At 60.1% G+C, this 26103-nt stretch carries 20 protein-coding genes; 2 read left to right on the top strand and 18 right to left on the bottom strand.

All coding sequences use genetic code 11. From position 1 onward, the window contains the following. Positions 1-95: 95 nt before the first annotated feature. A complete protein-coding gene (locus FMN63_RS20655; RefSeq protein WP_148586048.1) occupies positions 96-662 on the top strand; it encodes a tetratricopeptide repeat protein in 567 nt (188 codons plus the stop codon). Between the two features lie 93 nt (positions 663-755). On the opposite strand, the gene FMN63_RS20650 is transcribed toward FMN63_RS20655, so the two are convergent. The 3 genes from FMN63_RS20650 to ligA all read right to left on the bottom strand — a co-directional run bounded on the left by FMN63_RS20650 (position 756) and on the right by ligA (position 6354). Beyond that, a complete protein-coding gene (locus FMN63_RS20650) occupies positions 756-3194 on the bottom strand; it encodes an ATP-dependent helicase (protein ID WP_148586047.1) in 2439 nt (812 codons plus the stop codon). Positions 3195-3575: 381 nt separating this feature from the next. Continuing rightward, complete coding sequence (locus tag FMN63_RS20645; RefSeq protein ID WP_148586046.1) at positions 3576-3872, bottom strand: GIY-YIG nuclease family protein; 297 nt, start codon at positions 3870-3872, stop codon at positions 3576-3578. A 328-nt stretch (positions 3873-4200) separates the two neighbouring features. Beyond that, positions 4201-6354, bottom strand: a complete 2154-nt coding sequence (gene ligA / locus FMN63_RS20640; RefSeq protein ID WP_148586045.1) for an NAD-dependent DNA ligase LigA — start codon at positions 6352-6354, stop codon at positions 4201-4203. Between the two features lie 148 nt (positions 6355-6502). On the opposite strand from ligA, the gene FMN63_RS20635 reads away from it, so the two are divergent. Next, positions 6503-6736: a hypothetical protein gene (locus tag FMN63_RS20635; protein ID WP_148586044.1), complete on the top strand. Its 234-nt coding sequence runs from the start codon at positions 6503-6505 to the stop codon at positions 6734-6736. Between the two features lie 89 nt (positions 6737-6825). On the opposite strand, the gene recN is transcribed toward FMN63_RS20635, so the two are convergent. From recN to FMN63_RS20560, 15 genes are all read right to left on the bottom strand, one after another. Further along, the gene (gene recN / locus FMN63_RS20630; RefSeq protein ID WP_148586043.1) at positions 6826-8493 is read right to left on the bottom strand and encodes a DNA repair protein RecN; all 1668 of its coding nucleotides are present in this window, start codon (positions 8491-8493) and stop codon (positions 6826-6828) included. Positions 8494-8615: 122 nt separating this feature from the next. Then, entirely contained in the window at positions 8616-9428 is an 813-nt protein-coding gene (locus tag FMN63_RS20625; protein WP_148587275.1) for an outer membrane protein assembly factor BamD, read from the bottom strand. A 264-nt stretch (positions 9429-9692) separates the two neighbouring features. Continuing rightward, a complete protein-coding gene (gene lpxC, locus FMN63_RS20620; protein ID WP_148586042.1) occupies positions 9693-10637 on the bottom strand; it encodes a UDP-3-O-acyl-N-acetylglucosamine deacetylase in 945 nt (314 codons plus the stop codon). 256 nt (positions 10638-10893) lie between these two features. Beyond that, positions 10894-12693 (bottom strand): cell division protein FtsZ, encoded by a 1800-nt coding sequence (gene ftsZ / locus FMN63_RS20615; RefSeq protein ID WP_148587274.1) that lies wholly within the window; start codon positions 12691-12693, stop codon positions 10894-10896. Between the two features lie 115 nt (positions 12694-12808). Further along, positions 12809-14131, bottom strand: coding sequence for a cell division protein FtsA (gene ftsA, locus FMN63_RS20610; protein ID WP_148586041.1), 1323 nt, complete (start codon positions 14129-14131; stop codon positions 12809-12811). Continuing rightward, entirely contained in the window at positions 14128-15042 is a 915-nt protein-coding gene (locus tag FMN63_RS20605) for a cell division protein FtsQ/DivIB (protein ID WP_205514184.1), read from the bottom strand. Before FMN63_RS20605 ends, ftsA begins: the two co-directional genes overlap by 4 nt. Then, positions 15030-15956 (bottom strand): D-alanine--D-alanine ligase, encoded by a 927-nt coding sequence (locus tag FMN63_RS20600; protein ID WP_148586040.1) that lies wholly within the window; start codon positions 15954-15956, stop codon positions 15030-15032. The genes FMN63_RS20605 and FMN63_RS20600 overlap by 13 nt, the downstream gene beginning before the upstream one ends. Further along, positions 15956-16927, bottom strand: coding sequence for a UDP-N-acetylmuramate dehydrogenase (murB, locus tag FMN63_RS20595; RefSeq protein WP_148586039.1), 972 nt, complete (start codon positions 16925-16927; stop codon positions 15956-15958). Before murB ends, FMN63_RS20600 begins: the two co-directional genes overlap by 1 nt. A gap of 12 nt (positions 16928-16939) precedes the next feature. Continuing rightward, on the bottom strand, positions 16940-18340 hold the full coding sequence (gene murC / locus FMN63_RS20590; RefSeq protein WP_148586038.1) for a UDP-N-acetylmuramate--L-alanine ligase: 1401 nt from the start codon (positions 18338-18340) through the stop codon (positions 16940-16942). Then, positions 18337-19443 carry an undecaprenyldiphospho-muramoylpentapeptide beta-N-acetylglucosaminyltransferase gene (gene murG, locus FMN63_RS20585; protein ID WP_148586037.1) on the bottom strand — a complete coding sequence of 369 codons (1107 nt, stop codon included), beginning with the start codon at positions 19441-19443 and terminating at the stop codon, positions 18337-18339. Before murG ends, murC begins: the two co-directional genes overlap by 4 nt. A gap of 17 nt (positions 19444-19460) precedes the next feature. Continuing rightward, the gene (locus FMN63_RS20580) at positions 19461-20618 is read right to left on the bottom strand and encodes an FtsW/RodA/SpoVE family cell cycle protein (RefSeq protein WP_148586036.1); all 1158 of its coding nucleotides are present in this window, start codon (positions 20616-20618) and stop codon (positions 19461-19463) included. Position 20619: 1 nt separating this feature from the next. Continuing rightward, positions 20620-22020 carry a UDP-N-acetylmuramoyl-L-alanine--D-glutamate ligase gene (murD, locus tag FMN63_RS20575; RefSeq protein ID WP_148586035.1) on the bottom strand — a complete coding sequence of 467 codons (1401 nt, stop codon included), beginning with the start codon at positions 22018-22020 and terminating at the stop codon, positions 20620-20622. Between the two features lie 4 nt (positions 22021-22024). Then, complete coding sequence (mraY, locus tag FMN63_RS20570) at positions 22025-23110, bottom strand: phospho-N-acetylmuramoyl-pentapeptide-transferase (protein ID WP_148586034.1); 1086 nt, start codon at positions 23108-23110, stop codon at positions 22025-22027. Positions 23111-23120: 10 nt separating this feature from the next. After that, positions 23121-24551: a UDP-N-acetylmuramoylalanyl-D-glutamyl-2,6-diaminopimelate--D-alanyl-D-alanine ligase gene (locus FMN63_RS20565; RefSeq protein ID WP_148586033.1), complete on the bottom strand. Its 1431-nt coding sequence runs from the start codon at positions 24549-24551 to the stop codon at positions 23121-23123. Beyond that, complete coding sequence (locus FMN63_RS20560; RefSeq protein ID WP_148586032.1) at positions 24548-26017, bottom strand: UDP-N-acetylmuramoyl-L-alanyl-D-glutamate--2,6-diaminopimelate ligase; 1470 nt, start codon at positions 26015-26017, stop codon at positions 24548-24550. The genes FMN63_RS20565 and FMN63_RS20560 overlap by 4 nt, the downstream gene beginning before the upstream one ends. Between the last annotated feature and the right edge of the window lie 86 nt (positions 26018-26103).

The raw sequence follows: 26103 nt of genomic DNA, 5'->3' as shown, positions 1-26103 counted from the left end.
GCGGGAAGCGGCAGCCGATGCCAGCTTGAAACGGCGGGTGGACTGGGCAAACCGGGCCTACGCCCCATTTCCATAGGAAATGCGAGGAAACACCCATGACACGCCTTTTTTCGCAAGCGTTTCGGCACTCCGCAGAAGTGGTGCTGCTCGCCGCAGCCATCTGCCTCACCCTGCTCGTGCTGCCAGCCGGTGCGACGGCAGAACAGGACGTCCTGTTCAAGGCCTTGAAAAATGCGCCGACAGAGGAAGAAGCCAGCCGGATAGAAGACGACATCTGGAATAGTTGGCTGGATGCTGCCCCAAGCCCGGATATCCGGAAAAAAGTGGATGAGGCGATGGGACGGCGCGACGGGTATGACTTTCAGGGAGCAAAGGAGTTGCTCGACCAGGTCGTGGCAGAGGCTCCGGACTATTCGGAAGGCTGGAACCAGCGCGCCTTCATCCTGTTCCTGCAAGGCAACTATGAAGCCAGTCTGGACGATATCGAACGCGCCCTGGAGCTGGAACCCCGCCACTTCGGAGCCCTGTCCGGAAAGGCAATCATCCTGATGACGCTTGGCCGGGTGGATGCAGGACAGGAAGTCTTGCGGGAAGCGATTGGCATTCACCCGTTCCTGAAGGAGCGCGACATGCTGATAAAACCACAGGGCGTTGACCTTTAACGCATTAGGAGCGAGCAGCCCCCGCTTTGCCGTTCCTATCGAAGAGAAACAGCGTGCGAGAGCATTCCGGTCAACGTTCTGGCAACGCGCCGGTCAGTGCCGTTCGACGAAACTGTCGATGACCTTCTTCACCCCGGCCTTTTCAAAATCGATGGTCAGCTTGTTGCCTTCGATCGACTTGATCGCTCCATAGCCGAACTTGATGTGAAACACGCGTTCGCCAACAGAGAATTCCGACGGCGTGTCACTGACGGATTTCGCGACCAGTTCCCCTTCGATGGTCAACGGTCCCTGTCGCTTCTGCCGCGCAGACTGATAGCCGCGCCCGCCACCATCGGAAAACCCACTGGAGGACTTCTTGGCACGCTGTGCCCGTTGCCAGCCCGGCGTGGAATAGCTGCCCTTGTCGAACGGGTCGTGGCTGTCGAACCGCGACGCGCCATACCCGCCGCCGCCATAGCCCCCATAGTTGGACGAGGCTTCCGCGATCTCCACATGGTCCGGCGGCAGTTCATCCAGAAACCTTGAGGGGACGGTTGACTGCCAAAGGCCGTGAATGCGCCGGTTGGAAGCAAAGTAGAGCTTCGCACGTTTTTTCGCCCGAGTGATACCGACATAGGCCAGCCGGCGTTCTTCCTCCAGACCGGCGCGGCCGGATTCGTCCAGCGCGCGCTGATGCGGGAACAGGCCTTCTTCCCAGCCGGGCAGGAACACGGTGTCGAACTCCAACCCCTTTGCCGAGTGCAGCGTCATGATAGACACGGCGTCGGTTACATCCGCGCTGTCCCGGTCCATGACGAGAGAGATATGTTCCAGGAACCCGGCCATGGATTCAAAATCGTCCATCGACCGGATCAGTTCCTTCAGGTTGTCGAGCCGCCCCGGCGCTTCCGCCGAGCGGTCCTGCCGCCACATCTCCGTATAACCGCTTTCGTCCAGGATGATTTCCGCCAGTTCGGTGTGTTTCATCTGGTCGAGTTGGCGCCGCCAGCGCTCGAAGTTGTCGAGCACGGATTTCAGTCCGTTACGCGGCTTCGGCTTCAGTTCCTCGGTGTCGATCAACTGGCTCGCAGCCTGCATCAGCGGGATTCGTTCCGCCCGGGCGACACCATGCACCAGCTTGAGCGTCGCATCGCCAAGACCCCGCTTCGGCGTGTTGACGATACGCTCGAACGCCAGATCGTCCGCGGGTTGCACGACACAGCGGAAATAGGCCATGGCATCGCGGATTTCCATACGCTCATAAAAGCGCGGACCGCCGATGACCCGGTAGTTCAGCCCCAACGTAACGAAACGGTCTTCGAATTCGCGCATCTGGAAGGACGCGCGCACCAGAACCGCCATTTCATTGAGCGAATGACCCTTGGCCTGAAGGGACTCGATTTCGTCGCCAATGGTGCGGGCTTCTTCCTCACCATCCCAGACGGAGGCCACCGACACCAGATCGTGGTCAGGCTCTTCGAAATCGGTGAACAGCGTTTTGCCGAGCCGGCCTTCGTTGAAGGCAATCAGGTGAGACGCTGCTGCCAGAATGTGGCTGGTCGAGCGGTAATTGCGCTCCAGGCGAATGACCACCGCGCCTTTGAAGTCATGTTCGAAGCGCAGGATGTTGTCCACTTCCGCCCCGCGCCAGCCGTAGATCGACTGATCATCGTCACCGACACAGCAGACATTCGGATTGCCCTGCGCCAGCAGCCGGAGCCACAGATACTGGGCTATGTTGGTGTCCTGATATTCATCCACCAGCATGTAGCGGAACCGGCGCTGATATTCCTTCAGAACATCGGGCTGGGTCTTGAACAGCGTAATGACATGCAGCAGCAGGTCGCCGAAATCGGCCGCGTTCAGGATCGACAGGCGTTCCTGATATTCCTCGTAAAGCTTGCGGCCCTTACCGTTGGCAAACGCCCGCGCCTCCCCTTCCGGGACATCCTTTGGCCCCAGCGCCCGGTTTTTCCAGCTATCCAGAATTCCGGCGAAGGTCTTGGCCGTCCAGCGCTTGTCGTCCAGCCCCTCGGCCTGGATGATCTGCTTGATCAGGCGGATCTGGTCGTCGGTGTCGAGGATCGAGAATGACGATTTCAAACCGACCAGTTCGGCATGCTTGCGCAGGATTTTCACGCAGATGGAGTGAAACGTGCCGAGCCAGGCCATGCCTTCCACATTGCCGCCGACAAAACCCGCGATGCGCTCTTTCATCTCGCGCGAGGCCTTGTTGGTAAAGGTGACGGCCAGAATTTCCGAAGGTCGTGCCAGGCCAGACGCCAGAATGTGGGCGATGCGGGTCGTCAACACACGGGTTTTCCCGGTTCCTGCACCCGCCAGCACCAGAACCGGCCCTTCGGTGGTTTCCACGGCCAGCTGCTGTTCCGGGTTCAGCCCGGTCAGATAATCCGGCGCCCGCCGTGCCGCCATCGCCCGGGCCGCGATCCCGCCTTGCGGCCGCACCGGTGCAGGCGCGGGCTCTGCCCGCGTTCCGATAGGCTGGAAAGGATCGTCAAAGGAATCGTCGTACCCGTCCGGGTCGGTCATGGTTTACTGGTCCGGTTTCAAGCGCTTGTTTTGAGAACAATATAGCAACATACCAGCGCTGGCGAGGCGCGAATGTCCGATTTGGTGGGGACAAGAGCCGGGCTTTCCTGATTTGCCCCGGCAACTGCGTAAAGCGACCACGGTTTGACACAGCGGCGACAGAGTTCAGGAAACCCGAAGGCTCGTGGCTGCGGCCAACACAGGGGTTACTGGATCCCGGTCTTGCCGCTGCGCGTCAAACCGGGATGACAACAGATAGGCACTCAATGAAGCCTCTTCCTTGTCATCCCCGCGCAGGCGGGGATCCAGTAATCGCAAGACTACAGTGCTTAACCACTCGATGGGAGAACTGACCAAATCCGACAAACGAAGGGAAGAGGTTCAGACCAGTTTCGAAAACAGGTCCTCCCAGTTCGGGTTCTGCTCTTCTATCAATCGGATCTTCCACGCGCGATTCCAGCGTTTGAGCTGTTTTTCCCGCTTGATCGCCCACTCGATTTCCTCGTGAACTTCATAATACACCAGACGGTGCACATCATACTTCGCGGTGAACTGGCTTGCGATGCCTTCACGGTGAAGCGAAACCCTGCCCAACAGGTCATTCGTCACACCGACATAGAGCGTGCCGCCTAACCCACTTGCAAGCATGTAGACAAAGTATTGATGATTGAGATGCAACGCGGAGCCTTTGGTGAAATTCTTCCCTGACAGCTATTAGTGCAGCTATTTTGGCAAAGCCGAGACAGCTTTCAGGAAACCCGGTGGTTAGTGGCGCCAGTCAACTTAGGGGTTACTGGATCCCGGTCTTGCCGCTGCGCGTCAAACCGGGATGACAACGGATGGCGGGGTGCCCTGCGAAATGAAAACAAAGCCCCTGCCCGCTATTTTGTCATCCCCGCGCAGGCGGGGATCCAGTAAACGCAGGTGCCCGAAGTTCAGGTCATTTCACAGCCGGCGAAATCCTGTCTTTTCTTCAAAACCGCGAAAAACTTGATGGAAGGAGCCTTCAGGCCCCTACCAGGTCGAACCAGTCATCTTCGGAAATCACCTCGATCTCCAGCTCCTGCGCCTTTTTCAGCTTGGAGCCGGCGCCGGGGCCAGCCACCACAAGGTCGGTCTTTTTAGACACGGACCCGGCGGTCTTGGCACCGAAGCGTTCCGCCATGGCCTTGGCTTCGTCGCGTGTCATGCGCTCCAGCGAGCCGGTGAAGACCACCGTCTTGCCGGCGACCGGCGAGCCCGAGGCATCGACCTTTTCCGCATCCTTCGGCGACACCTCACCCAGAAGCGCATCAAGCTGGTCGAGATTGTGCTGTTCGGCGAAGAATTCCGCCAGCGCCTCGGCAACGATATGTCCGATGCCGTCGATATCGTTGAGTTCGGCCCAAGGCTCCCCCTCCATATCGTGCACGGCCTTCATGGCGGCGTAGAACGTTTCCCAGGAGCCGTAGGCACGCGCCAGCAGCTTGGCGTTGCCCTCGCCCACGTGGCGAATGCCAAGGGCGAAAATGAAGCGGTGGAGATCGATCTCGCGCCGGGCATTGATTGCCTCGAACAGGTTCTTTGCCGAAACAGCGCCCCAGCCTTCCCTGTTGCGCAGCTTGGTGAGAGAGCGTTTGTCCCGTTCCTCCAGCGTGAAGATATCTGCCGGAGCCATCACCAGGCCTTCCTTGTAGAAGGCGTCGACCTGCTTGTCGCCAAAGCCTTCAATGTCGAAGGCATTGCGCGACACGAAATGCTTCAGCTTTTCCGTTGCCTGCGCCGGGCAGATCAACCCGCCGGTGCAGCGGCGCACGGCATCGCGGCGGCCGGTATTTTCCTTTTCCTCGCGCACCGCGTGGCTGCCACAGGCCGGGCAGATTGTCGGAAACTCGAAGGCTTCCGACCCCTTGGGGCGCTTGTCCAGGTCGATATCGACAATCTGCGGAATGACGTCGCCGGCGCGCTGGATCTTGACTGTATCGCCGATGCGCAGGTCCTTGCCACCGCGGATCGGCTCACCATCCTGGCCGATCCCCTTGATATAGTCTTCGTTGTGCAAGGTTGCGTTTGAAACGACGACACCGCCCACCGTGATCGGCTCCAGCTTGGCAACCGGCGTCAAGGCGCCCGTGCGGCCAACCTGGATCTCGATGTCGTTGAGGATGGTGAAGGCCTGTTCGGCCGGAAACTTGTGTGCAATCGCCCAACGGGGAGACCGCGAGACAAATCCGAGGCGCTCCTGCAGGTCCAGACGGTCGACCTTGTAGACCACGCCATCGATATCGTAATCGAGTTGGGCTCGGCTTTCCTCGATGCCGTGATAGACCTCAAGCAACTCCTCGACGGTTTCACAGCGCTTCATCAGCGGATTGATCTGAAAGCCCCAGGCTTCCAGTTGCTTGACCATGCCGAACTGGGTGTCTTCCGGCAGCGCGCTCATTTCGCCCCAGGCGTAGGCAAAGTAGCGCAGCGGGCGGGAGGCCGTGATTTCGGACTTCAGCTGGCGCAGAGAGCCGGCCGCAGCGTTGCGCGGGTTGGCAAAAACCTTGCCGCCGTTGGCTGCCATACGCTCGTTCAGCGCCTGAAAATCCTTGTGCGCCATATAGACTTCGCCACGCACCTCCACCACGTCCGGCACCGTGCCGGATAGTTTTTCGGGAATGTCCTTTATGGTCTTCGCATTCTCGGTGACATTTTCACCCGTCGTGCCGTCACCGCGCGTTGCGGCATAAACCAGCGTGCCGTTTTCATAGCGAAGAGACAGAGACAGACCGTCGATCTTCGGCTCCGCGGTAACCGCCAATGCGCCCATCAGCGGATCGTATTTCAGAAACCGGCGCACGCGGCCGACGAAATCCCGGACGTCGTCGTCATTGAAAGCATTGTCCAGCGACAGCATCGGCACCCGGTGGGTGATCTTGCCGAACCCGGAGGCCGGTGCCGCCCCAACCTGTGCCGACGGACCATCTGCAAGAATCAGATTTGGAAACTGTGCTTCGATGGACGCATTGCGCCGGCGCAGGGCATCATAATCCGCGTCCGAGATGACCGGGGCATCTTCCTGGTGATACCGCCGGTCGTGTTCGGCGATTTCATCCGCCAGCCGCTTCAGCTCAACCTGCGCTTCCTCCTGCGTCAGGGCTTCGATGTCGGTCTGGGCGAAGGAGGTATCGGTCATGTTGTCTTCACGAAATGTTTCAGCGGGAGAGGACGGGTTGATTGCCCGATTAAACCGGATAGCGGAACCGAATGACCGGCTCAAGCGTTGATAGCACATCGAACCGGCAAATTTTGACGCTGGTGACTGTTGGAATGAGGAGACACAAATGGCTTATCAGGACCGTGAAACGCATTATGTCGAGAAATCGACGCGCAACAGCGCAGGATGGTTCATGGCCGGAGCTCTTGTTGTTGCACTGATTGCCGCCGGCCTGCTTTACGCCAATGGCTTTTTCACGAACGACGATGAACTGAGCATCGAGTTGAATGTGCCGAACATTGGCAAAAGCGAGATCAAGCTGCCGGACATGAAACAAGCACCGCTGGTGAAAGAGCCGTAAGACCGGCCCTTAGCAGCTCAAAAGCACCACTGGGTGGGAGCGAAAGCTCCTGCCCTCTTTTTTGGTCGGCAGCCCCCGATCCGATGCGCTTATTCGGCGGCGGCCAGAAGGCGGCGTGCCGCCGCCCGCGCTTCTTCGGTGATGACGCTACCGGCCAGCATGCGCGCGATTTCCTCGCTGCGGTGATCTTCATCGATGCGCTGGACGCGCGTTGCGACCCGATCCTTCCTGGTCGCTTCCTTGGCGATCAGGAAATGCCCTGCGGCACGGGCTGCCACCTGCGGCGCATGCGTGACAGTGAGAACCTGAACACTGCCGGCAAGGCGCGCAAGCCGCAGGCCGATGGCCTCCGCAACCGCTCCTCCAACCCCTGTGTCGATTTCATCGAATACCAGCGTCGGGGCCGAGCCCTTGTCGGCCAGCGAGACCTTGAGCGCCAGCAGGAAGCGGGAAAGTTCCCCGCCGGACGCCACCTTCATCATCGGCCCCGGCTTGGTACCCGGGTTGGTCTGAACATGAAATTCCAGTTGATCGATGCCCGACCGGCTGCGGCTTTCCGGATTGCTTTCCAGTTCCACAATAAATTTTGCCCGTTCCAGCTTCAGGTCGGGCAGCTCGGTCTCAACCGCCTTTTCCAATGCCTTGGCTGACTTGCGGCGCTTTTCCGAAAGGTTTGCTGCTTTCTTGTCGTATTCCGTCCGGGCCTTGACCGCAGCACTCACCAGCGCCGCCAGCTTGTCCTCACCGGCATCAAGATCCGCCAGATCCCCACTCATCCGTTCACACAGACCGGACAGCTCATCAACCGGCACGGAGTATTTGCGCGAGGCGGCGCGAAGCGCAAACAGACGTTCTTCAACCGCTTCCAGTTCGCGGGGGTCGAATTCCGTCTCGCGAAGCGCGGTTTCCAGCCCGCCGCGCGTTTCTTCCAGAAGATCCAGGGCTTCGGAAAGCGTGCGGACAGGCAGCCCGAGCAGATTGGGCACCTGATCGGCCTTGCGTTCCAGCCGCCGCAGCAGGCTGGCAAGTTCCGGGATCGGTGACGCCGTGCCGTTCAGGGTTTCGAAGGCCTCGTTGAGATCGCCCGCGATCTTCTCGACCGCCATCATGTCTGTGCGCCGCGCGGCCAGTTGGTCCTCTTCGCCGGTTTCCGGCTTGAGGGTTGAGAGTTCGTCGACGGCAGCGCGCAGGAAGTCGGCTTCGTTCCGCGCGGCTTCGATCCGTTTCTCATGATCGCTCACCGCCTTGTCAGCGGCGCGATAAGTCGCAAAGGCCTGCGCGACGGCTTCGGCCTCTGCGGTCAGACCGCCAAAGACATCAATGAGGGCACGGTGACTTTCAGGGTCGACCAGGGCACGGTCATCATGCTGCCCGTGAATTTCCACCAGCAGCGCGCCCGCCTGCCGCAATAACCCGGCACTGACCGGCTGATCGTTGACGAAAGCCCTTGTGCGCCCGTCTGATGTCTGAATGCGGCGCAGGATGATGTCACCGTCGTCATCGACGTCATTTTCGCGCAGGAAAGTTCGCACGGGATGGTCCGCCGCAACATCGAAAACGGCCGTCACCTGCCCCTGCGCTTCACCGTGGCGCACAAGATCGGCATCGCCGCGTGCGCCGAGTGCGAGCGACAGGGAATCGAGGAGGATGGATTTGCCGGCACCGGTCTCGCCGGTGAGAACCGACATTCCAGTGGCAAATTCAAGGTCAAGACGGTCGATCAGAACGATGTCACGGATAGACAGCGCGACCAGCATGCAGGGGTGCTCCTTAAAGTTCGGCCCACCATATAGGAGGACCGAAGCGTCTTGAAAGAGCCTGTTTGGGCCTTTTCAACCTCATTTGCGAGGCTGAAGCCAATTTGGGATTGATCTGGGCGTCAGACGCTCTTGAAGGCGCGGCTGATCCAGCTACCACTGTCTTCCGAAGGCTCATATCCGCCCTTGTTCAACAGCGAATAGGCATCCTTGTACCACTGACTGTCAGGATAGTTGTGCCCAAGCACGGCGGCAGCCGTCTGCGCTTCGTTGACAACACCGAGCGCGTAGTAGGCTTCGGTCAGGCGGAACAGTGCTTCTTCCACGTGGCGCGTCGTCTGATAATCGACCACCACCGTCTTGAAGCGGTTGATGGCCGCAATGTAGTTGCGCTTCTTCAGATAGAAGCGGCCAATCTGCATTTCCTTGCCGCCAAGCTGGTCGTGCACGATCCGCAGTTTGCTCTCGGCATCCGGCACATATTCCGAATCCGGGAAGCGCTGGATCAGCTCGTTGAAGGCACCGGCTGCCTTGCGGGTCACGGCCTGGTCGCGGGTAATATCGGGCATCTGGCGGAAATAGGCCTGACCGGCCAGATACAGCATGTAGGCTGAATCCTCATCGCCCGGGTAAAGCGTCACGAACCGCTTCGCCGCGGTTACGGTTTCCGTGTATTTGCCGCGCGAATAGTTCAGGAACGCCAGATTCACCAGCGATTTCTTGGAATATTCCGAGTAGGGATAAAGCTTGTCGAGCTCTTCGAACTTCTGGGTCGAATCGCGCAGTTTGCCTTGCGCGCGCAGGGACAGGCCTTCGTTGAACAGAACTTCCGGCGGCGTATCGTTGAGTGCAAGCTCATCGAGATCGTCCTTGCCACCGCAAGCGGCAAGCGCAAGCGGCACAGCCAGAACGGCCAGTCTCAGGAAGGTCTTCATGTGTTTGGCTCTGCTCACTTCAGAACCAGTGTCCATTCCGTTCACGCCTATACTCCCGGGCCTTTAAAGCCCCTAAGGCCCATGTCGTAGAGCCTTGCAAATTTATCGACAGGAGTGTTTAGCGGAAATCACCGGTCCCCGTCACGTCCTCATCGGCCATCTGACGGTTTTTTTGAGCAATTTTATGGCAACCGGTGCAATTAGCTTCCGAATTCCGCCGAAATAAAAACGGCCGCTCCCAGGAAGCGGCCGATCAAAAGTGCGTCAGGAAACGTCCGGGCCGAAAGCCGCCGCAGCTGCGATGCCGCCCTTGTCGACCTGACCGACCTTGCGGAACGCCGGTGACTCGACGATTTCGAAGGAGCTCGGATCTTCGAAAAGCTTGACCAGGATCGCGTGGTTCATCTTGTGACCGCCCTTGTAGGAGCGGTACAGGCCCAGGATCGGCAGACCGGCCAAAGCCAGATCGCCAACAGCGTCGAGCGCCTTGTGACGCGCGAACTCGTCCGGCCAGCGGGTGCCTTCCGGATTGAGCACCTTGTCCTCGGAAATGGCCACGGAATTTTCCAGTGACGAGCCGAGGGCAAAGCCCATCTTCCAAAGCTGCTCCACATCCTTCACGTAACCGAAAGTACGCGCCCGGCACAGTTCGTCACGGAACACATCCGGCGTGATTTCGGATTCAAACTGCTGACGGCCGATCAGCGGCGTATCGAAGTCGATGGTGATGTCGAATTTGGTGCCGTTGTAAGGATGAAGCTCACACCATGCCGTGCCATTGTTGACACGAACGGTCTTCTTCACCTTGAGGTACCGGCGTCCCCGATCCAGGCGCTTCAGGCCGATCTGCTCGATAGCCTCGACAAATGCAACGCTGCTGCCATCCATGACAGGCATTTCCGGTCCGTCGATCTCCACGATCAGGTTGTCGACGCCCATGCCGACCAGCGCAGCCATCAGATGTTCGACGGTTGCCACACCTTCAGTGGACGGATCGCCAAGGACGGTGCAAAGCGCCGTCGCGGACACCTTGTTCCAGAGAGCCGGAACTTCGACTGAATTTTCCTGGTCGGTGCGGGTGAACACAATCCCCACGCCAGCTTCGGCGGGGACAAGAGTGATCGACGCTGGTTTGCCCGAATGAACGCCGATTCCGGTCAGGGTCACCTGATCGTCTAGCGTCGTCTGTCGGTCAACATATGCGGTCATAAACCCAGCCCTTCCGGTTTGCAGCGGAAACAAGCCCTTCGTTTACTCATGGCGAGTCACGGACTTTTAACGATCCCGCGTTGGCTGGGAACATAGTCCCGAACCCCATTTGGGCGAAATAAAGCTTTATTACGGTTTGTAACGATTCACAGGCCGGCAACGCACTGAATTAAAAAGGAAATTTGTTCCGTAACGGAAACAGCCCGGAGTGTGAACTCCGGGCTGTAACGATCAGGGAAGATGATCTAGTTTCGAATCAGTTGGCCTGGCGGCGGAGAAACGCCGGAATTTCCAACTGCTCGTCTTCAGTCGCGCTCACCGGCTTCGGCGTAGCCCGTCCGGTGTTGTCGAGCTGGCCTGCAGCGCCATGGGCTGCGGGACGTTGCTGCGGTGCACGCGGAGCGGCCTGCTGGGCCGGCTGCATCTGCGGAGCCGGACGTGGGGCCGGTGCGGCAGCCATGTCATGCTCCTGATCTTCTTCGTGATGACGGCCAAGGCCGCTTGCGAGACGGCGCAGCAGCCCCATCGGGCGGCGGTCGTCTTCGCCATGTTCTTCATAGCTCGGTGCCGGAGCAGGCTGCTGCGGGCGCTGCTGAGCTGCAGGCTGCTGCTGCTGTGCGGCCGGCTGCTGAGGTTGAGCGACTTGTGCCGTCTGCTGCCTTGCCTGGATTTCACGCTGAGCGATCGGCGGGAAATCCTCGACCCGCGGCATACGCGGGGTCGGGTTGTGCTCGGCGGCAACCGGCGGAATGTAAGGCTGGCTGACCGGCGTGTCTTCTGCAACAGGTGCCCGGGTTTCTTCTTCAATGTCGAGCATCTGCGGCTTGGCCGCAAGCGATCCAGCCGTAGGCTGCACCTTCTTGATTTCCACTGCCGGGTCGCTGGCAACGGAAACAGGCTGCGGGTCCGGAATGGCCAGCTCGCGTTCCAGGTTGGCAACGGCCTTGGCAGCAGCATCTTCGGCGTGAGCCTTTTCAGCGGCTGCGGCCTGGCGTGCGGTGTTGATTTCCGGCGTCCGGCTCATTGCCGGAGCTTCTGCCTTTACTGGCTGAGCTGCTGTTCCGGGAAACGTGTTAGCCGCAAGGCCTTCCTCCTTGTCAATGCCGGTTGCAACGACAGACACGCGGATGAGACCATCCAGCGTTTCGTCAAAGGTCGCGCCCAGAATGATGTTGGCGTCGGCGTCGACTTCCTCACGGATACGGGTAGCTGCTTCATCCACCTCAAACAGCGTCAGGTCATTGCCGCCGGTGATGGAGATGAGCAGGCCTCTGGCGCCTTTCATCGAAGACTCGTCGAGGAGCGGGTTGGCAATGGCAGCTTCAGCCGCCTGCTGCGCGCGCTTTTCGCCGCTGGCTTCGCCTGTACCCATCATCGCCTTGCCCATGCCGCGCATCACGGAACGAACGTCGGCAAAGTCCAGGTTGATGAGACCTTCCTTCACCATCAGGTCGGTGATGCAGGCAACACCCGAATAGAGCACCTGGTCGGCCATCGCGAATGCGTCGGCGAAAGTGGTCTGGGCGTTGGCAATCCGGAACAGGTTCTGGTTCGGAATGACGATTAGTGTATCGACGCTCCGCTGCAGTTCCTCGATACCGGAATCGGCGATCCGCATACGGCGTGCGCCTTCGAACTGGAACGGTTTGGTCACCACACCTACCGTCAGTATACCCTGCTCGCGTGCCGCCCGTGCAATAACGGGTGCAGCGCCGGTGCCGGTTCCGCCGCCCATGCCGGCGGTGATGAACACCATGTGCGATCCGGACAGGTGATCGTTGATTTCGTCGATCACTTCCTCGGCAGCCGCGCAGCCGACTTCCGGCTGGGAGCCTGCACCAAGACCTTCAGTCACGGCCACGCCCATCTGGACGAGCCTGTCTGAATGGTTCATGGCCAGTGCCTGGGCATCCGTGTTGGCAACGACGAAGTCGCAACCCTGGAGACCTGCAGTGATCATGTTATTGACGGCGTTTCCGCCCGCGCCGCCTACGCCGAAGACCGTAATACGCGGCTTCAGCTCCTGAATGTCGGGCATCTTCAGGTTGATGGTCATATTATCCTCGCGACCCACTGGCGCCCCCGGTACGGGAGTAGCCTCTTCTTCCCTAATCTCCTCTGCCATTGCTGGCAGCTCAAATTCCTGGATGTCGTCTTCTTGGCTCATGTCGTCAGAAGCTTTCCCTGATCCATTGGCCCACACGGGCCAGGTAACCAGATTGCCCGCCCCACCCTGATCGTCTGTTCTTGTGTTCGAACTGTTCGATCTGAGCGACCTGCGGATAAATCAAGAGGCCAACAGCGGCGGCAAATGCCGGACCTTTGGCAGCCTCGGGAAGACCGGCGACGCCTAGAGGCCGGCCAAGACGGACGTTGCGCCCCAGGATGTGACGCGCAACTTCTCCAAGACCCGTGAGCTGACTTGCGCCCCCGGTCAGAACGATCTGCTTACCGACACGCCCGGCAAAGCCGGACGCCGTCAGCCGATCTCTCACGAGTTCAAGGATTTCTTCCACGCGCGGCCGGATAACCCGGGTCAACGCCGAGCGTGGGATCTGGTTGGGCAGGTCGCTGTCGCTTTCCAGCGGCGGCACCGTGAGCAGATCACGGTCGTCCGAACTGGACGCCAGCGGCGAGCCATAAAGGGTTTTCAGGCGCTCCGCATCCTGCAGACGGGTTGCGAACGCGCGTGCGATGTCGGTGGTCACGTGATTGCCGCCAACGGCAATCGCATCAAGGTGCACCATGTGACCGTCGACAAAGACCGACAGAGTGGTCGTGCCGCCGCCCATGTCGATGCAGGCGACGCCAAGCTCGGCTTCATCATCGACGATGGTGGACAGACCACTGGCAAACGGCGTCGCAACCATGGTTTCCACATGAAGGTGGCCGCGGTTGATACACAGTTCCAGATTGCGTACCGGCGGGACTTCCGCCGTTACCACCTGCATGTCAACGCCCAGCTTGTGGCCCATCATGCCGCGCGGATCGCGGATACCGCGGCTGCCGTCCAGCGAATAGGAAATCGGGAGCGCGTGGGTCACGGCCCGGCCGTCGGTCACCGAGTGGCTCGATCCGGCGGAAAGCACCCGCTGGATATCGGCTTCCGACACGCTGTCACCGGCCAGCGGAACGTTGGCGCTGTAGATCTCGCTCTGCAGGCGGCCACAGCTGATGTTGGAGATCAGCGACTCCACCGTCACCCCGGCCATGCGCTCGGCACTGTCTACTGCCAGGCGGATGGCCTGTTCGGCCGCATCCATGTCGACGACAACGCCGGACTTGATACCGCGCGAACGCTGGTAGCCATAGCCCAGCACTTCCACCTTGTGGGAGCGGCTGGACAGGATCGCTTTTTCTTCCTGCGGCACCAGTTTGGCGATCAGGCAGCAAATCTTCGTGGAGCCTACGTCGAGAACCGACATGATAACGGCGCGGCGGGTTGGCAGCGGACGCATCTTCGGCAGGTAGAGATTGTTGCTGGAGCGGCTCATGTGTCACGCTCCTTCTTGCCTGAACGGCCCTTGCCGCCGGTCATGACCTTGCGCTGCTCTGCAGCCTCGTCGGACAGGCGCACGGTCACGCGGTCAGCAAGACGCATGTCGATTGCAACGACATCCCGGGACAAAAGCCCGCTTTCTTCATCCATTTTCACCAGATCTGCCAATGCGGCGTCGATATTGTCTTGGGGCAAGCGGATCGAAATCCCGTTCTCAAGCTGCAAATCCCAGCGGCGATCACTGATCAGGAAGGCCGCGCGCACGCGTGGGCGCAGGGACGGAACCTTTTCCAGCGCCTTGTTGATCTCGGACGCCCGGCGCTGAGCGCCGTGATTCACGACAAGCAGCAGATTGGCATAGCGCCCATCCACATCGTCAGTAATCACGTCACCTGATTCGTTTACGATGGAGACAAGGTCACCGCGCTGCCACAGCGCATAGGGCACCCGCTCCTCGATGTTGATCTGCAGCGTGCTCGGATAGAGCTTCATCACCGAAGCGCTCTTCACCCAGGGCATTTCGTTAAGACGTTCGCGGGCGCCGTTGGCGTCGAACAGTGCAAGCGAAGAGCCCTCGTGAATTTCCAGGGCTTCCAGGATCTGGAACTCGTTAATCTCGCGCTGACCAGACAGCTTGACGGCTTCGATCCCGAAACCCGCAGCGGACAGGAGACTGTCGGAAACAAGCCGGCCGTGTCCCCCTATGACTATTCCATAACCAATTGTTAAGGTTAAGAAAGTCAGTGCAGCAGCAGAACCAGTCCAGCGCGGCAGATCCGCGAGGCGCCCGGCCGAACGCCACACCGGCTGACGGTGCAAACGCGAAACACCGCGCCCACGCGGAGCCAGCTCGGCCTCCAGCGGGGTCATCGTGTCCCGGTAATGTTTGCGCCTTATCGACAGCAACTTGCGTCCTCAACCATCCAACTGACCAGGTCCTTGAAACTCATCCCCTTGTGGGCCGCCATTTCGGGCACAAGAGAAGTCGGCGTCATGCCTGGCTGCGTGTTTACTTCCAGGCAAATCAGCTCTCCGGACCCGTCTTCCTTTTCATCGAATCGGAAGTCGGCGCGGGAAACACCGCGACAACCCAAAGCCTGATGTGCCTTAACTGCTAGTGTCTCTATGGTTTGGTAAACAATCGGTGAAATTTTTGCAGGAAGAATGTGTTTTGAACCACCTTGTGCATATTTTGCGTCGTAATCGTAGAAACCGTGACCTAACGGCACTATGTCGATGACGCCCAGAGCCGTGTCGTCCATGACAGCACAGGTCAGCTCCCGTCCCCCAATGAACTTTTCGCACATCAGCACATCGGGGTAAGGCCAGTCTTCCCGGCCCAGTTCCTGGGGTGGAAACTCTTGATCTTCCTTGACAATCAGCACTCCGAAGCTCGATCCTTCGTTGATGGGTTTCAACACGTAGGGCGGCTTCATCGGGTGCTCGCGAGTGATCTCCCGGCGGTTCACGACAAGGTGCTCGGTGACCGGAATTCCGGCTGCATTCATCACCGCTTTTGCCGTCACTTTGTTCATTGCGAGGCTGGAAGCGAGCACACCGGAATGTGTGTACGGGATGTTAAGAACTTCTAAAATTCCCTGAACGCAACCATCCTCCCCGAAGGGTCCATGCAGAGCGTTGAAGGCCACATCGGGCTTCAGATTTGAGAGAACAGCGGAGATGTTGCGGTCGACATCGACCCGGGTCACCCGATAGCCAGCTTCCTCCAGCGCGTCCGCACAGCCCGTGCCGCTTGCGAGGCTGACAGGCCGTTCGTTAACCCAGCCCCCCATCAGAACGGCAACGTGTTTGCTGGCCATCAGGCGGCCTCCCCTTCCTGACCCAGAAACGGTTCAACAGCCCCTTCGGCACCGAACTCTCCCAGGCGTTTGATCTCCCATTCCAGCCGGATGCCGCTGTGCGCCAGGACGCGAGAGCGAACGGTTTCGCCCAGAAGCTCAAGATCGTGTCCGCTGGCCGTGCCTGTGTTGATCATGAAGTTGCAATGCATTTCGGACATTTGCGCCCCGCCGACGGTCAAGCCACGGCACCCGGCCGCATCGACCTCCTTCCAAGCGGAAGTCCCCGGCGGGTTCTTGAAGGTGGACCCTCCGGTCTTTTCACGGATCGGCTGCGCCCGTTCGCGATGAGCGACAACGTCGGCCATTTCCTGCCGGATCGAGGCCTCATCCTGTGGCACGCCCTCAAACACGGCGGAGGTGAAAATCAGGTCTTTCGAGGCATCCGAATGGCGATAGGCATAGCCCATGTCCGCATTGGTCAGAACGTGGCGATTGCCGTCCCGGTCAATGGCCGTCAGCTCGACCATGCGCTCGCGGGTTTCCGTGCCATGAGCGCCCGCATTCATGCGCAGCGCGCCTCCAAGGCCGCCTGGAATACCGGTATAGAAGGCAAAGCCGCCAAGACCGGCTTTGGCCGCTGCTTCTGCCAGACGCTTGTCCGGAACAGCCGCGCCTGCCTTCAGTCTGTTGCCACCGATATCCTCAACGCTCCCGAAACCCTTTGCGCTCAAGCGGATGACAACACCCCCAAGCCCGCCATCACGGATCAGAAGATTAGACCCGAGCCCCACCGGCAGCACCGGAATATCCCTGGGCAGCTTCTTGAGGAACGCGGCAAGGTCGTCTTCATCCGCTGGCTGGAACATCAACTGCGCCGGGCCGCCAGTGCGGAACCACGTGACTGCGGACAGTGCCTGATTGGCTGTCAGCTTGCCCCGGATCCCTTCTGCAAGCTCCGGATGCTGCTCCAGCAGATCGGGAAACGCCATGAGACGACCTCCTTAAAGCTCTTCCAACTGCTTCGGCAGCGCGTAGGCCCACTGGGTGATATTGCCGGCGCCGAGGCAGACCACGAAGTCCCCGGGTTCGGCCAGTTCCTTGATCAACGCCGGCAGTTCTTCCGGCCCTTCGATTGCCTGAACGTTTCTGTGGCCACGGGTTTTCATACCCGAGACGAGATCCGTATGCGCGGCACCCTTGATCGGTTGTTCGCCAGCCGCATAGACCGGCGCGATGATCACTGCGTCGGCATCGTTGAAGCAGTTGGAAAAATCATCGAACAGGCTGTGCAGGCGTGAGTAGCGGTGCGGCTGCATGACCGCGATCACCTTGCCGTTGGTCGACTCTCGCGCGGCATGGAGCACCGCCTTGATTTCAACCGGATGGTGGCCGTAATCATCGAATATCTGAACACCATCGACCGTGCCGGTGTGCGTAAAGCGCCGCTTGACACCGCCAAAGGATGCGATCCCTTTCCTGAGATCTTCCGCGCCGACGCCCAGTTGCGAGGCAACCGCGATGGCGGCCGTAGCATTCGAAACGTTGTGAAGTCCAGGCATCGGCAGCACCAGATCCTTCAACTCGATCACCTCCCCGCTTCTTCGGTCGCGAAGCGTGACGGAGAAGATCGACTTGCCGCCATCCATCGAGACATCCGTGTAGCGAACGTCGGCCTGCGGATTGGCGCCATAGGTCACAACCCGCCGGTCCTCGATGGTCCCGATCATCGTCTGGACTTCGGGATGGTCGAGACACATGACCGCAAAGCCATAGAAGGGCACATTTTCCACGAATTGCCGAAAGGCGGCGCGCACCCCGGCAAAATCGCCGTAATGGTCCAGGTGCTCGGGGTCTATGTTGGTGACGATGGCAACGTCCGCAGGCAGCTTGACGAAGGTGCCGTCGCTTTCGTCCGCTTCAACCACCATCCAGTCACCCTCGCCCATGCGGGCATTGGTGCCATAGGCGTTGATGATGCCGCCATTGATGACGGTCGGGTCCACCCCGCCGGCATCCAGCAGGGCAGCGACCATCGATGTGGTCGTGGTCTTGCCGTGCGTGCCGCCAACGGCAATCGCCTGCTTGAAGCGCATCAACTCGGCCAGCATTTCCGCCCGCCGCACAACCGGGATCAGCTTTTCACGCGCCGCCATCAGTTCCGGGTTGTCCTTCTTGATGGCAGAAGACACGACCAGAACCTCGGCATCGCCCAGGTTTTCTGCGGCATGGCCAACGGTTACCTTGATGCCGTTGTCACGCAGGCGCTGAACATTGGCGTTTTCCGCCATGTCCGAGCCCTGCACGGTGTAGCCGACGGTTTTCAGCACTTCGGCAATGCCGCTCATGCCGATACCGCCGATACCGACAAAATGAACCGGTCCGATGTCCTGCGGCATCTTCATGGCCGTTCTCCTTGGTTCGCTGCAACTTGCTCGACAAGGTCGGCAAGTCTTTTCACCGCGTCTGGCCTGGCAACACTGCGCGCCTTTTGCGCCGCGTCGCCCAGCATTTCCGGTGCTTTCATGAAACGGATGAGTTCCTGGGCCAGCCGCTCCGGTACCAGGTCGACCTGACGGATCGGCCAGGCGCCACCTGCTTTTTCAAGCACCTTGGCATTGGCAGCCTGGTCCTGGTCGATCGCACCGGGCAACGGCACCAGAATGGATGGCCGGCCAAGCACGCTGAGCTCGCTGACAGAGGATGCACCAGAGCGGCATATCACCAGATGCGCCTGGGCAATCCGCTGGGGCATGTCCTGGAAGAAAGGCGCGCACTCGGTTTGAACGCCCAGGCTGTCGTAAACGGCCTGCACACGTTCCATATCTTCCGGACGGCATTGCTGCACGATACGCAATCTCGCGCGCATGTCCGCAGGCAGGTGTTCCACCGCTGGCGGCAGAAGATCGGAAAAGAAGCGGGCGCCCTGGGAGCCACCGAAAACCAGCAACTTGAATTCACCACCTGCAAGCGGCGCCGAATAAGGCAGTTCTGCTGCATCCAGCACCGCGTCTCGCACGGGGTTGCCCGTTTCAGTCAGCTTGGCCTTGAAGTCCACCGGGAGGTCTTCAATCGGGACGCTCGTGGCAATCGCGGTGACACCCTTTGCCAACAGGCGGTTGGCGCGCCCCATGACGCCATTCGCTTCATGCAGAACGGAGGGCGTGCCGGTGAGCCGGGCTGCAAACATTGGAGGGAACGTCGGGTAGCCGCCAAAACCGGCCACAACATCCGGCTTCAAGGCCTTGATCAGCTTGCGCGCCTGCAGCGTACCCAGAAAAAGTTTCACCCCGGTCTTGGCCAGCAAAAAGGGATTGCGACCACGAATGGTCTCAGAGGCGATGATGTGAACGTTGCGAGCCGGAAAGGCCGTGCCGTATTTGTCGGCCCGTTCGTCCGTTGCAAGCTCCACCGTCCAGCCGCGCCGGATCAGCTCGCTGGCAAGCGCCTGTGCGGGAAAGAGGTGGCCGCCTGTTCCGCCGGCCGTCAGTAAAACAGTTTTGCTCATAAGTTCGGCTTTTGGCCTTACATCAGGGATGACGGAGAAAGCCGGCTTACCGTGACGACGTCACCGCGCGACGGCTGCGGCCGCCTGCGCGTGAGCGCCAGAATGGCACCGGCTGTCATGGCGGACGACAGCAGCGACGAGCCGCCGTAGGAAACAAATGGCAGGGTCATCCCCTTCGACGGAATAAGATGGAGGTTCACGGCCAGATTGATTGTGGCCTGCAAGCCGAACAGCACCGTAAGACCCGCCGTTGCAAGACGGCTGAAGGCATCCTGGTCGCGGCTGGCATGGCGCAAGCCCCGCAGCACGATGAAGGCAAAGACGGACACCAGCAGCAGACAGGCGATGACACCGAATTCCTCGCCGACCACCGCGAAGATGAAGTCGGTATGGCTGTCGGGCAGGATCCGCTTCACGGTCCCCTCGCCCGGCCCCCGGCCGAGCCAGCCACCGGCGAGGAAGGAATCCTTGGCCGTGTCCACCTGGAAGGTGTCACCGGAGCTTGGGTCCAGGAACCGGTCGACACGGTTGGTCACGTGCGGCAGGAAGGCATAGGCCGCCAAAAGGCCTGCGACCCCTATGGCGCCGAGTGCCATGATGATGAGCCAGGAAATTCCGTTCAGAAAGAACAGCCCGGCCCACACAAGACCGAGCAGCATGGTCTGCCCGAAATCTGGTTGGGCGATCAGGAGAGCGGCGCAAACAGCAAACAGCACAAAGGCGAAGAGCACCCCCGGCACCTCGCGCCGACGGCCGCTTTCCGACAGCAGGAAGGCAATCAGGACAACGAAGGCCGGCTTCAGGAATTCAGACGGCTGTATCGAAAAACCGGCAATATAGATCCAGCGCCGTGCCCCCTTGGCTTCGAACCCCAGGAACAGGGTGGCGACCATCATCGCCAGCGAAACGATGAAGAGGATGAGCGCTGCCCGCCGCACCATGCGCGGCGTCATCAGCGACCCCGCAAGCATGATCATAAAGGCCGGGATCAGGAACATGGCCTGACGTTTGACGAAATAGAAGGTTTCGACACCGATGCGCTCGGCAACCGGAGGACTGGCGGCAAAAGACAGGACCACTCCGCCAACCATCAGCAAGCTGAAGGCGGCTAACAGATAGTGATCCACTGTCCAGAGCCATTCCGCAAATCGGCTGCGATCAGCGCGCGAAACCATATCAGGCGACCTCCTGGGTGTTGCCGGAATTTGGCAAGGCACGCACCGCATCTACAAAAGCAGCGCCCCGCAATTCAAAATTCGGGAATTGATCAAAACTTGCACATGCTGGCGACAAAAGTATGGCGATTTCCTCTGCGCCATCTTCCGCCGCCTCGGCAGCCGCATCCTGCACAGCCTGGCTCAGCGTTCCGCTGATTTTAAAGGGAACGCGCCCGTCCAGCGTTTTGGCAAAGTCCTGGGCGGCCTCGCCGATCAGGAAGGTTTTGGCGACCTTCGGAAAATATTCGTCCAGCGAGGAGATGCCGCCAGTCTTGGCCCGGCCACCGGCGATCCAGTAGATCCTGTCGAAACTCGCCAGTGCCCTTGCCGCCGCATCCGCGTTGGTGGCCTTTGAATCGTTGATGAACAGAATCCGGCCGTTCTTCGACACCACTTCCATTCGGTGATGAAGACCGGGAAATGTCTTCAGCGCATCTGCGATCTGCGGCGCAGGAATTTCCAGTGCCCGCAACGCCGCGAATGCAGCCGCCGCATTCTGCCCGTTATGGTCGCCCCTGAGGCTGTCGATCCCGCCGAGCAGCGCCACTTCGACCTGACTGCCGTCATGGGCCTCCATCAGGCGCCCGTGCCGGGCATAGATGCCATTGCTGAGTTCTTTTTCCCCGGCGATGCGGCAAACCGGCTTGCGCGCAAGCTCCATCCGGTCGGCAATTGCAGAGGACAAGCGGTCATCCACACCCACCACGGCCACCTTGGCACCGGCAACCAGCCGTTCCTTGATCGCTGCGTAATGCTCCATGGACCCATGCCGGTCGAGATGATCCGGAGACAGGTTCATGTGAATGCCGACCGTCGCATCCAGGGTGGGCGCCAGATCGATCTGGTAGGACGAGCACTCGACCACATAATGGCGGCCTGGCTGCGGAGGCTCCAGTTCCAGAACCGGGGTGCCGATATTGCCGCCAAGCTGCACATCGCGGCCGAGGGTCTTCAGCAGATGGGCGATCAGCGCTGTGGTTGTCGACTTGCCGTTGGTGCCCGTGATCGCAATCAACGGTGCTGCCGGGCATTGCTTGCGGCGTTCGCGGCAGAAGAGTTCGACATCACCGATAATCTCGACACCCGCATCGCGCGCCAGTTCCACGGACCAATGCGGCACCGGGTGGGTCAACGGCACGCCGGGGGCAAGAACCAGTGCGGCAACGTCCGACCAGTCGAGATCCCGAAGGTTCTGCGTTGCAAGCCCTTCCGCGGCAGCCTGTTCGACCCGCGCTTCGTTGTCGTCGAAACAGACCACATCGGCCCCACCCGCCTTCAGCGCGCGCGCCGTTGCAATCCCGGACCCGCCGAGCCCGAAGAGGGCAACCTTTCTGCCGTCGAATGTGGTGACGGGGATCATGCGCTCACCTCAGCTTCAAGGTCGCTAGGCCGATGAGGGCAAGCACGACGGAGATGATCCAGAAACGGATCACAACCTGGCTTTCCGTCCAGCCCTGGAGCTCGAAATGATGATGGATCGGCGCCATGCGGAAAACCCGCTTGCCGGTCAGCTTGTAGGAGAACACCTGCACGATAACGGACACCGCCTCCAGCACGAACAGGCCGCCGATGATGGCAAGAACAATCTCGTGTTTGGTGGCAACAGCGATGGCGCCAATCATGCCGCCGAGCGCCAGCGAACCGGTGTCGCCCATGAAGATCGCGGCTGGGGGAGCGTTGAACCACAGGAAGCCGAGACCGGCTCCGATCACGGCGCCGCAAATGACCGCAAGTTCGCCGGTGCCGGCAACATGGTGGATCTGCAGATAGCTGGCAAAAACCGCGTTACCGGAAAGGTAGGCAATCAGGCCGAATGAGGCACAGGCAATCATCACCGGAACGATGGCAAGGCCGTCGAGGCCGTCGGTCAGGTTGACCGCATTGCCTGCACCCACCATCACGAAGGCCGCGAAGGGGATGAAGAAAAGCCCGAGATTGAGCGTCAGATCCTTGATGAAGGGAAAGGTGATCGCTTCAGAATATTCGGACGTATCCAGAAGTGTGACAGCAAAGGCCGCGCCTCCCGCAATCAGGAATTCCAGACCCAGACGGGCCTTGCCGCCAAATCCCGAGTGGGAGGATTTGGTGACCTTCAGATAATCATCGTAAAAGCCGATACTGCCGAAACCGAGGGTCACGCCGATGACCACCCAGACATACGGATTGGTCAGGTCCGACCACAGGAGCGCAGCAACCAAGGCACCCGAGAGGATCATCAGCCCGCCCATGGTAGGCGTGCCCTTTTTGTTCAGGAGGTGGCTTTCGGGGCCATCCGCACGGATAGGTTGACCATGACCTTGACGGATCCTGAGACTTGAAATGATTTTCGGCCCGAACAGGAATACGAAAAACAGCGCTGTCATGATTGCGCCGCCGGTCCGGAAAGTGATGTATCGGAACACGTTCAGCGCTGAAATCTGATCAGCGAATAGCCCCAAGAAATAAAACATCCAATGCCCCTTACGCTGCTGCGGTATCGTCCGCAGGCGGATATTCTTTTTTCAAAGCCTCGACAAGCGGGCCCATCCGGGTTCCAAGAGATCCCTTGATCATAACAACATCACCCGGTCGGACTTCGCTCAAAAGCACATCTTCCAGATCTTTTGCTTCTTCGCAGTAATGTCCGCGCAGATCGTGCGGCAACAGCTTCCACAGCTCATGCATGTGCGGGCCGGCGCAGTAGACCGCGTCGATATCGGCATCCGTGATCGGCTGGAGCAGCTCGGCGTGCAAACGGTCGGAATCGCTCCCCAGTTCGCGCATGTCGCCGATCACGGCGATGCGGCGGCCCGGCCGTGTTACCGGCGCTTCGCCCAGAACCGCAAGCGCAGCCTTCATGGACGCGGGATTGGCGTTGTAGCTTTCGTCGATGAGATTGAACTCGCCCTTCTGCATTGGCAGCCGGGTCACCTCACCGCGCCCCTTTGGCGCGCGCATGGCATCAAGGGCAAGGCCCGCCTTCGCAAGATCCGCTCCCAGATCCACCACCGCGGTCAGAACCGCCAGGCTGTTCTTGACGTGATGCTTGCCCGAAGCGCCGATCTTGTAGGTGATTTCCTGCCCGAGAATGCTTGCGTCGACACTCGACCCGGCGGGGTAAGAGACGGCTTTCTGAAGATGGCTGTCCGCGGAGCGGTCTTCACCAAAGGTCTGAATTCTGGAAACCCCGGCAATGACCGCCAGGAATTTCAGCAGGTCGAACTGCAGATTGTCCTTGTTCAGGATGGCAACACCATCCGGTTCCAGCCCATCGAAAATTTCCGCCTTGGCCTTGGCGATCTGTTCGACGCTGTCGAAAAATTCAAGATGCACCGGGTGAACCGTTGTGATGATCGCCACATGCGGACGAACCATCTTCACCAGAGGCGAGATTTCGCCGGCGTGGTTCATGCCGATCTCGAAGACACCGAACTCCGCATCGGCCGGCATGCGCGCCAATGTCAGCGGCACGCCCCAATGATTGTTGAACGAGGCAACCGACGCATGAACCTTGCCGGTCTCTGCGAGCGTCAGACGCAGCGCTTCTTTCGTGCCGGTCTTACCGACCGAACCGGTGACCGCGACGATACGGGCCTTGCTGCGGGCCCGTGCGGCAACACCAAGCTTTCGCATGGCTTCCAGCGGGTCGTCCACCACGACATAACGACCGTCTTCCGGCAGCTTCGACAGGCGATCCTCGGCGACCAAGGCCACCGATGCACCGGCTTCCAGTGCAGCGGCGACATAATCATGTCCGTCCAGACGGTCGCCCGCGATCGCGACAAAGGCATCGCCCGGCTCCAGTGTCCGGCTATCGATGGATATTCCGGTAATTTCAGCGCCTGCATCACCCTGAAGGCGGCCACCGGCAGCTTCAACAAAAGCATCGAGGGTCCAAAGCGGGTCGCTCATTTGTTTCCTTCAAGGCTGATAGCGCGCAATACGGCTTCATGATCGGAAAAGGGAATCACTGTGTCGCCAACAATCTGGCCCGTTTCGTGACCTTTTCCGGCCACACACAGGATATCGCCATCCTTTAGGCGGCGAACCCCTTCAGCGATCGCTTCATATCGGTCACCGATCTCGATGGCCCCGGGGGCGCCGCCCATGACCGCCTTGCGAATGGTGGCCGGATCTTCCGAACGCGGGTTGTCGTCAGTGACAATGACCAGATCGGCCCGCCGGGCAGCAACCTCGCCCATCAATTCGCGCTTTCCGGGATCCCTGTCGCCACCGGCGCCGATCACCACGGAGAGCTTGCCACCTGCGAAGGGTTTCAGGGCCGCGAGGGCATTATCGAGAGCATCCGGCTTGTGGGCGTAGTCGACAAAAACCAGTGCGCCGGCCGGCGTTCTGCCTGCAAGTTCAAGCCGGCCCGGAGCGCCCTTGAGGTTTTCAAGTGCCCGCAAGGCAGTTCCCGTGTCGATGCCAGCGGCAATAGCAAGACCGGCAGCGATGAGAGCGTTGGACACCTGGAACCGGCCAATCAGGGGCAGCGTCACCTTGTATTCGCCGCGCACGCTCTGGATTGTCAGCTCCTGCCCTGCCCCCACCGGCCTCAAGCCGGTCAGGGTCAGGTTCCGGCCTGTTTCCCCAACGGTAAAGATCGGCAGACCACGCTCCTGCGCGACAGCCATGACACGGTCCGCATATTTCTCACCCGGATCGAGAACCACGGTCCCACCTGCCGGCAGCAACTCGGCAAACAGCCGGAGCTTGGCATTGAGGTAGTGCTCGATCGTGGGGTGATAATCCATGTGATCGCGGCCGAGATTGGTGAACGCGGCAGCTGTCAGACGCACACCATCCAGACGGTACTGGTCGAGACCGTGAGACGAGGCCTCCAGCGCCGCGTGATTGACGCCTTCGTCTTCCAAGTCGGCCAGCTGTTTGTGCAAGACCACCGGGTCCGGTGTCGTCAGCCCGCCGTAGCTTTCACCGTCCGGCTTGATCACACCCAAGGTGCCGAGGCTTGCAGACGGGTGGCCGGCGGCCTGGAAGATCTGTCGGGCGAAATGGGCGACGGAGGTCTTGCCCGCAGTGCCAGTAACAGCAACGATCGTGTCAGGCTGCGCTCCGTAGAAACGGGACGCCATTTTAGCAAAGACCTGACGGGGTTCAGAGGCGCTGACAACAGCGACCGTATCCGGCACCTGCGCGCGCACATCTGCCGCTGCCTCTTCTGCGCACAGAATGGCAATTGCCCCGGCCGCTGCTGCGTCCGGGGCGAATTTTGTCCCGTCGACGGAAACCCCTTTGAAGGCGGCGAACAAAAAGCCCGGCTGAACTTTGCGGCTATCAGCCGTCAGCCCCGTAATTTTGCGAGCCCCTGCCGCCTCGGGCAAGGTCAGCCCGGCAGCTAAATACTCAAGATCCATTTCACCCGATCATCCGGTTGGTGCGTCGTCTTCAATGAACTTTTTCAGAAAACCGGATTTCGGCTGCGACCCCGCCGGTTTTCAAA

Origin of the sequence: Stappia sp. BW2 (assembly GCF_008107695.1) — a bacterium.
GTDB lineage: Bacteria > Pseudomonadota > Alphaproteobacteria > Rhizobiales > Stappiaceae > Roseibium.
The sequence above is the reverse complement of the archived record's forward strand: the minus strand, read 5'-3'. Positions and strand labels throughout refer to the sequence as shown.

Bases quoted from the DNA above. Each gene is read 5' to 3' on its own strand.
- lpxC (WP_148586042.1), bottom strand. From the start codon at position 10,637: ATGACCGCATATGTTGACCGACAGACGACGCTAGACGATCAGGTGACC.
- FMN63_RS20625 (WP_148587275.1), bottom strand. From the start codon at position 9,428: ATGAAGACCTTCCTGAGACTGGCCGTTCTGGCTGTGCCGCTTGCGCTT.
- ligA (WP_148586045.1), bottom strand. From the start codon at position 6,354: ATGACCGATACCTCCTTCGCCCAGACCGACATCGAAGCCCTGACGCAG.
- FMN63_RS20600 (WP_148586040.1), bottom strand. From the start codon at position 15,956: ATGGCCAGCAAACACGTTGCCGTTCTGATGGGGGGCTGGGTTAACGAA.
- ftsZ (WP_148587274.1), bottom strand. From the start codon at position 12,693: ATGACCATCAACCTGAAGATGCCCGACATTCAGGAGCTGAAGCCGCGT.
- FMN63_RS20565 (WP_148586033.1), bottom strand. From the start codon at position 24,551: ATGAGCGACCCGCTTTGGACCCTCGATGCTTTTGTTGAAGCTGCCGGT.
- ftsA (WP_148586041.1), bottom strand. From the start codon at position 14,131: ATGAGCCGCTCCAGCAACAATCTCTACCTGCCGAAGATGCGTCCGCTG.
- FMN63_RS20560 (WP_148586032.1), bottom strand. From the start codon at position 26,017: ATGGATCTTGAGTATTTAGCTGCCGGGCTGACCTTGCCCGAGGCGGCA.
- murG (WP_148586037.1), bottom strand. From the start codon at position 19,443: ATGAGCAAAACTGTTTTACTGACGGCCGGCGGAACAGGCGGCCACCTC.
- murB (WP_148586039.1), bottom strand. From the start codon at position 16,927: ATGGCGTTTCCCGATCTGCTGGAGCAGCATCCGGAGCTTGCAGAAGGG.
- recN (WP_148586043.1), bottom strand. From the start codon at position 8,493: ATGCTGGTCGCGCTGTCTATCCGTGACATCGTTCTGATCGACCGTCTT.
- FMN63_RS20580 (WP_148586036.1), bottom strand. From the start codon at position 20,618: ATGGTTTCGCGCGCTGATCGCAGCCGATTTGCGGAATGGCTCTGGACA.
- murD (WP_148586035.1), bottom strand. From the start codon at position 22,020: ATGATCCCCGTCACCACATTCGACGGCAGAAAGGTTGCCCTCTTCGGG.
- FMN63_RS20655 (WP_148586048.1), top strand. From the start codon at position 96: ATGACACGCCTTTTTTCGCAAGCGTTTCGGCACTCCGCAGAAGTGGTG.
- mraY (WP_148586034.1), bottom strand. From the start codon at position 23,110: ATGTTTTATTTCTTGGGGCTATTCGCTGATCAGATTTCAGCGCTGAAC.
- FMN63_RS20650 (WP_148586047.1), bottom strand. From the start codon at position 3,194: ATGACCGACCCGGACGGGTACGACGATTCCTTTGACGATCCTTTCCAG.
- FMN63_RS20635 (WP_148586044.1), top strand. From the start codon at position 6,503: ATGGCTTATCAGGACCGTGAAACGCATTATGTCGAGAAATCGACGCGC.
- murC (WP_148586038.1), bottom strand. From the start codon at position 18,340: ATGAAGATGCCGCAGGACATCGGACCGGTTCATTTTGTCGGTATCGGC.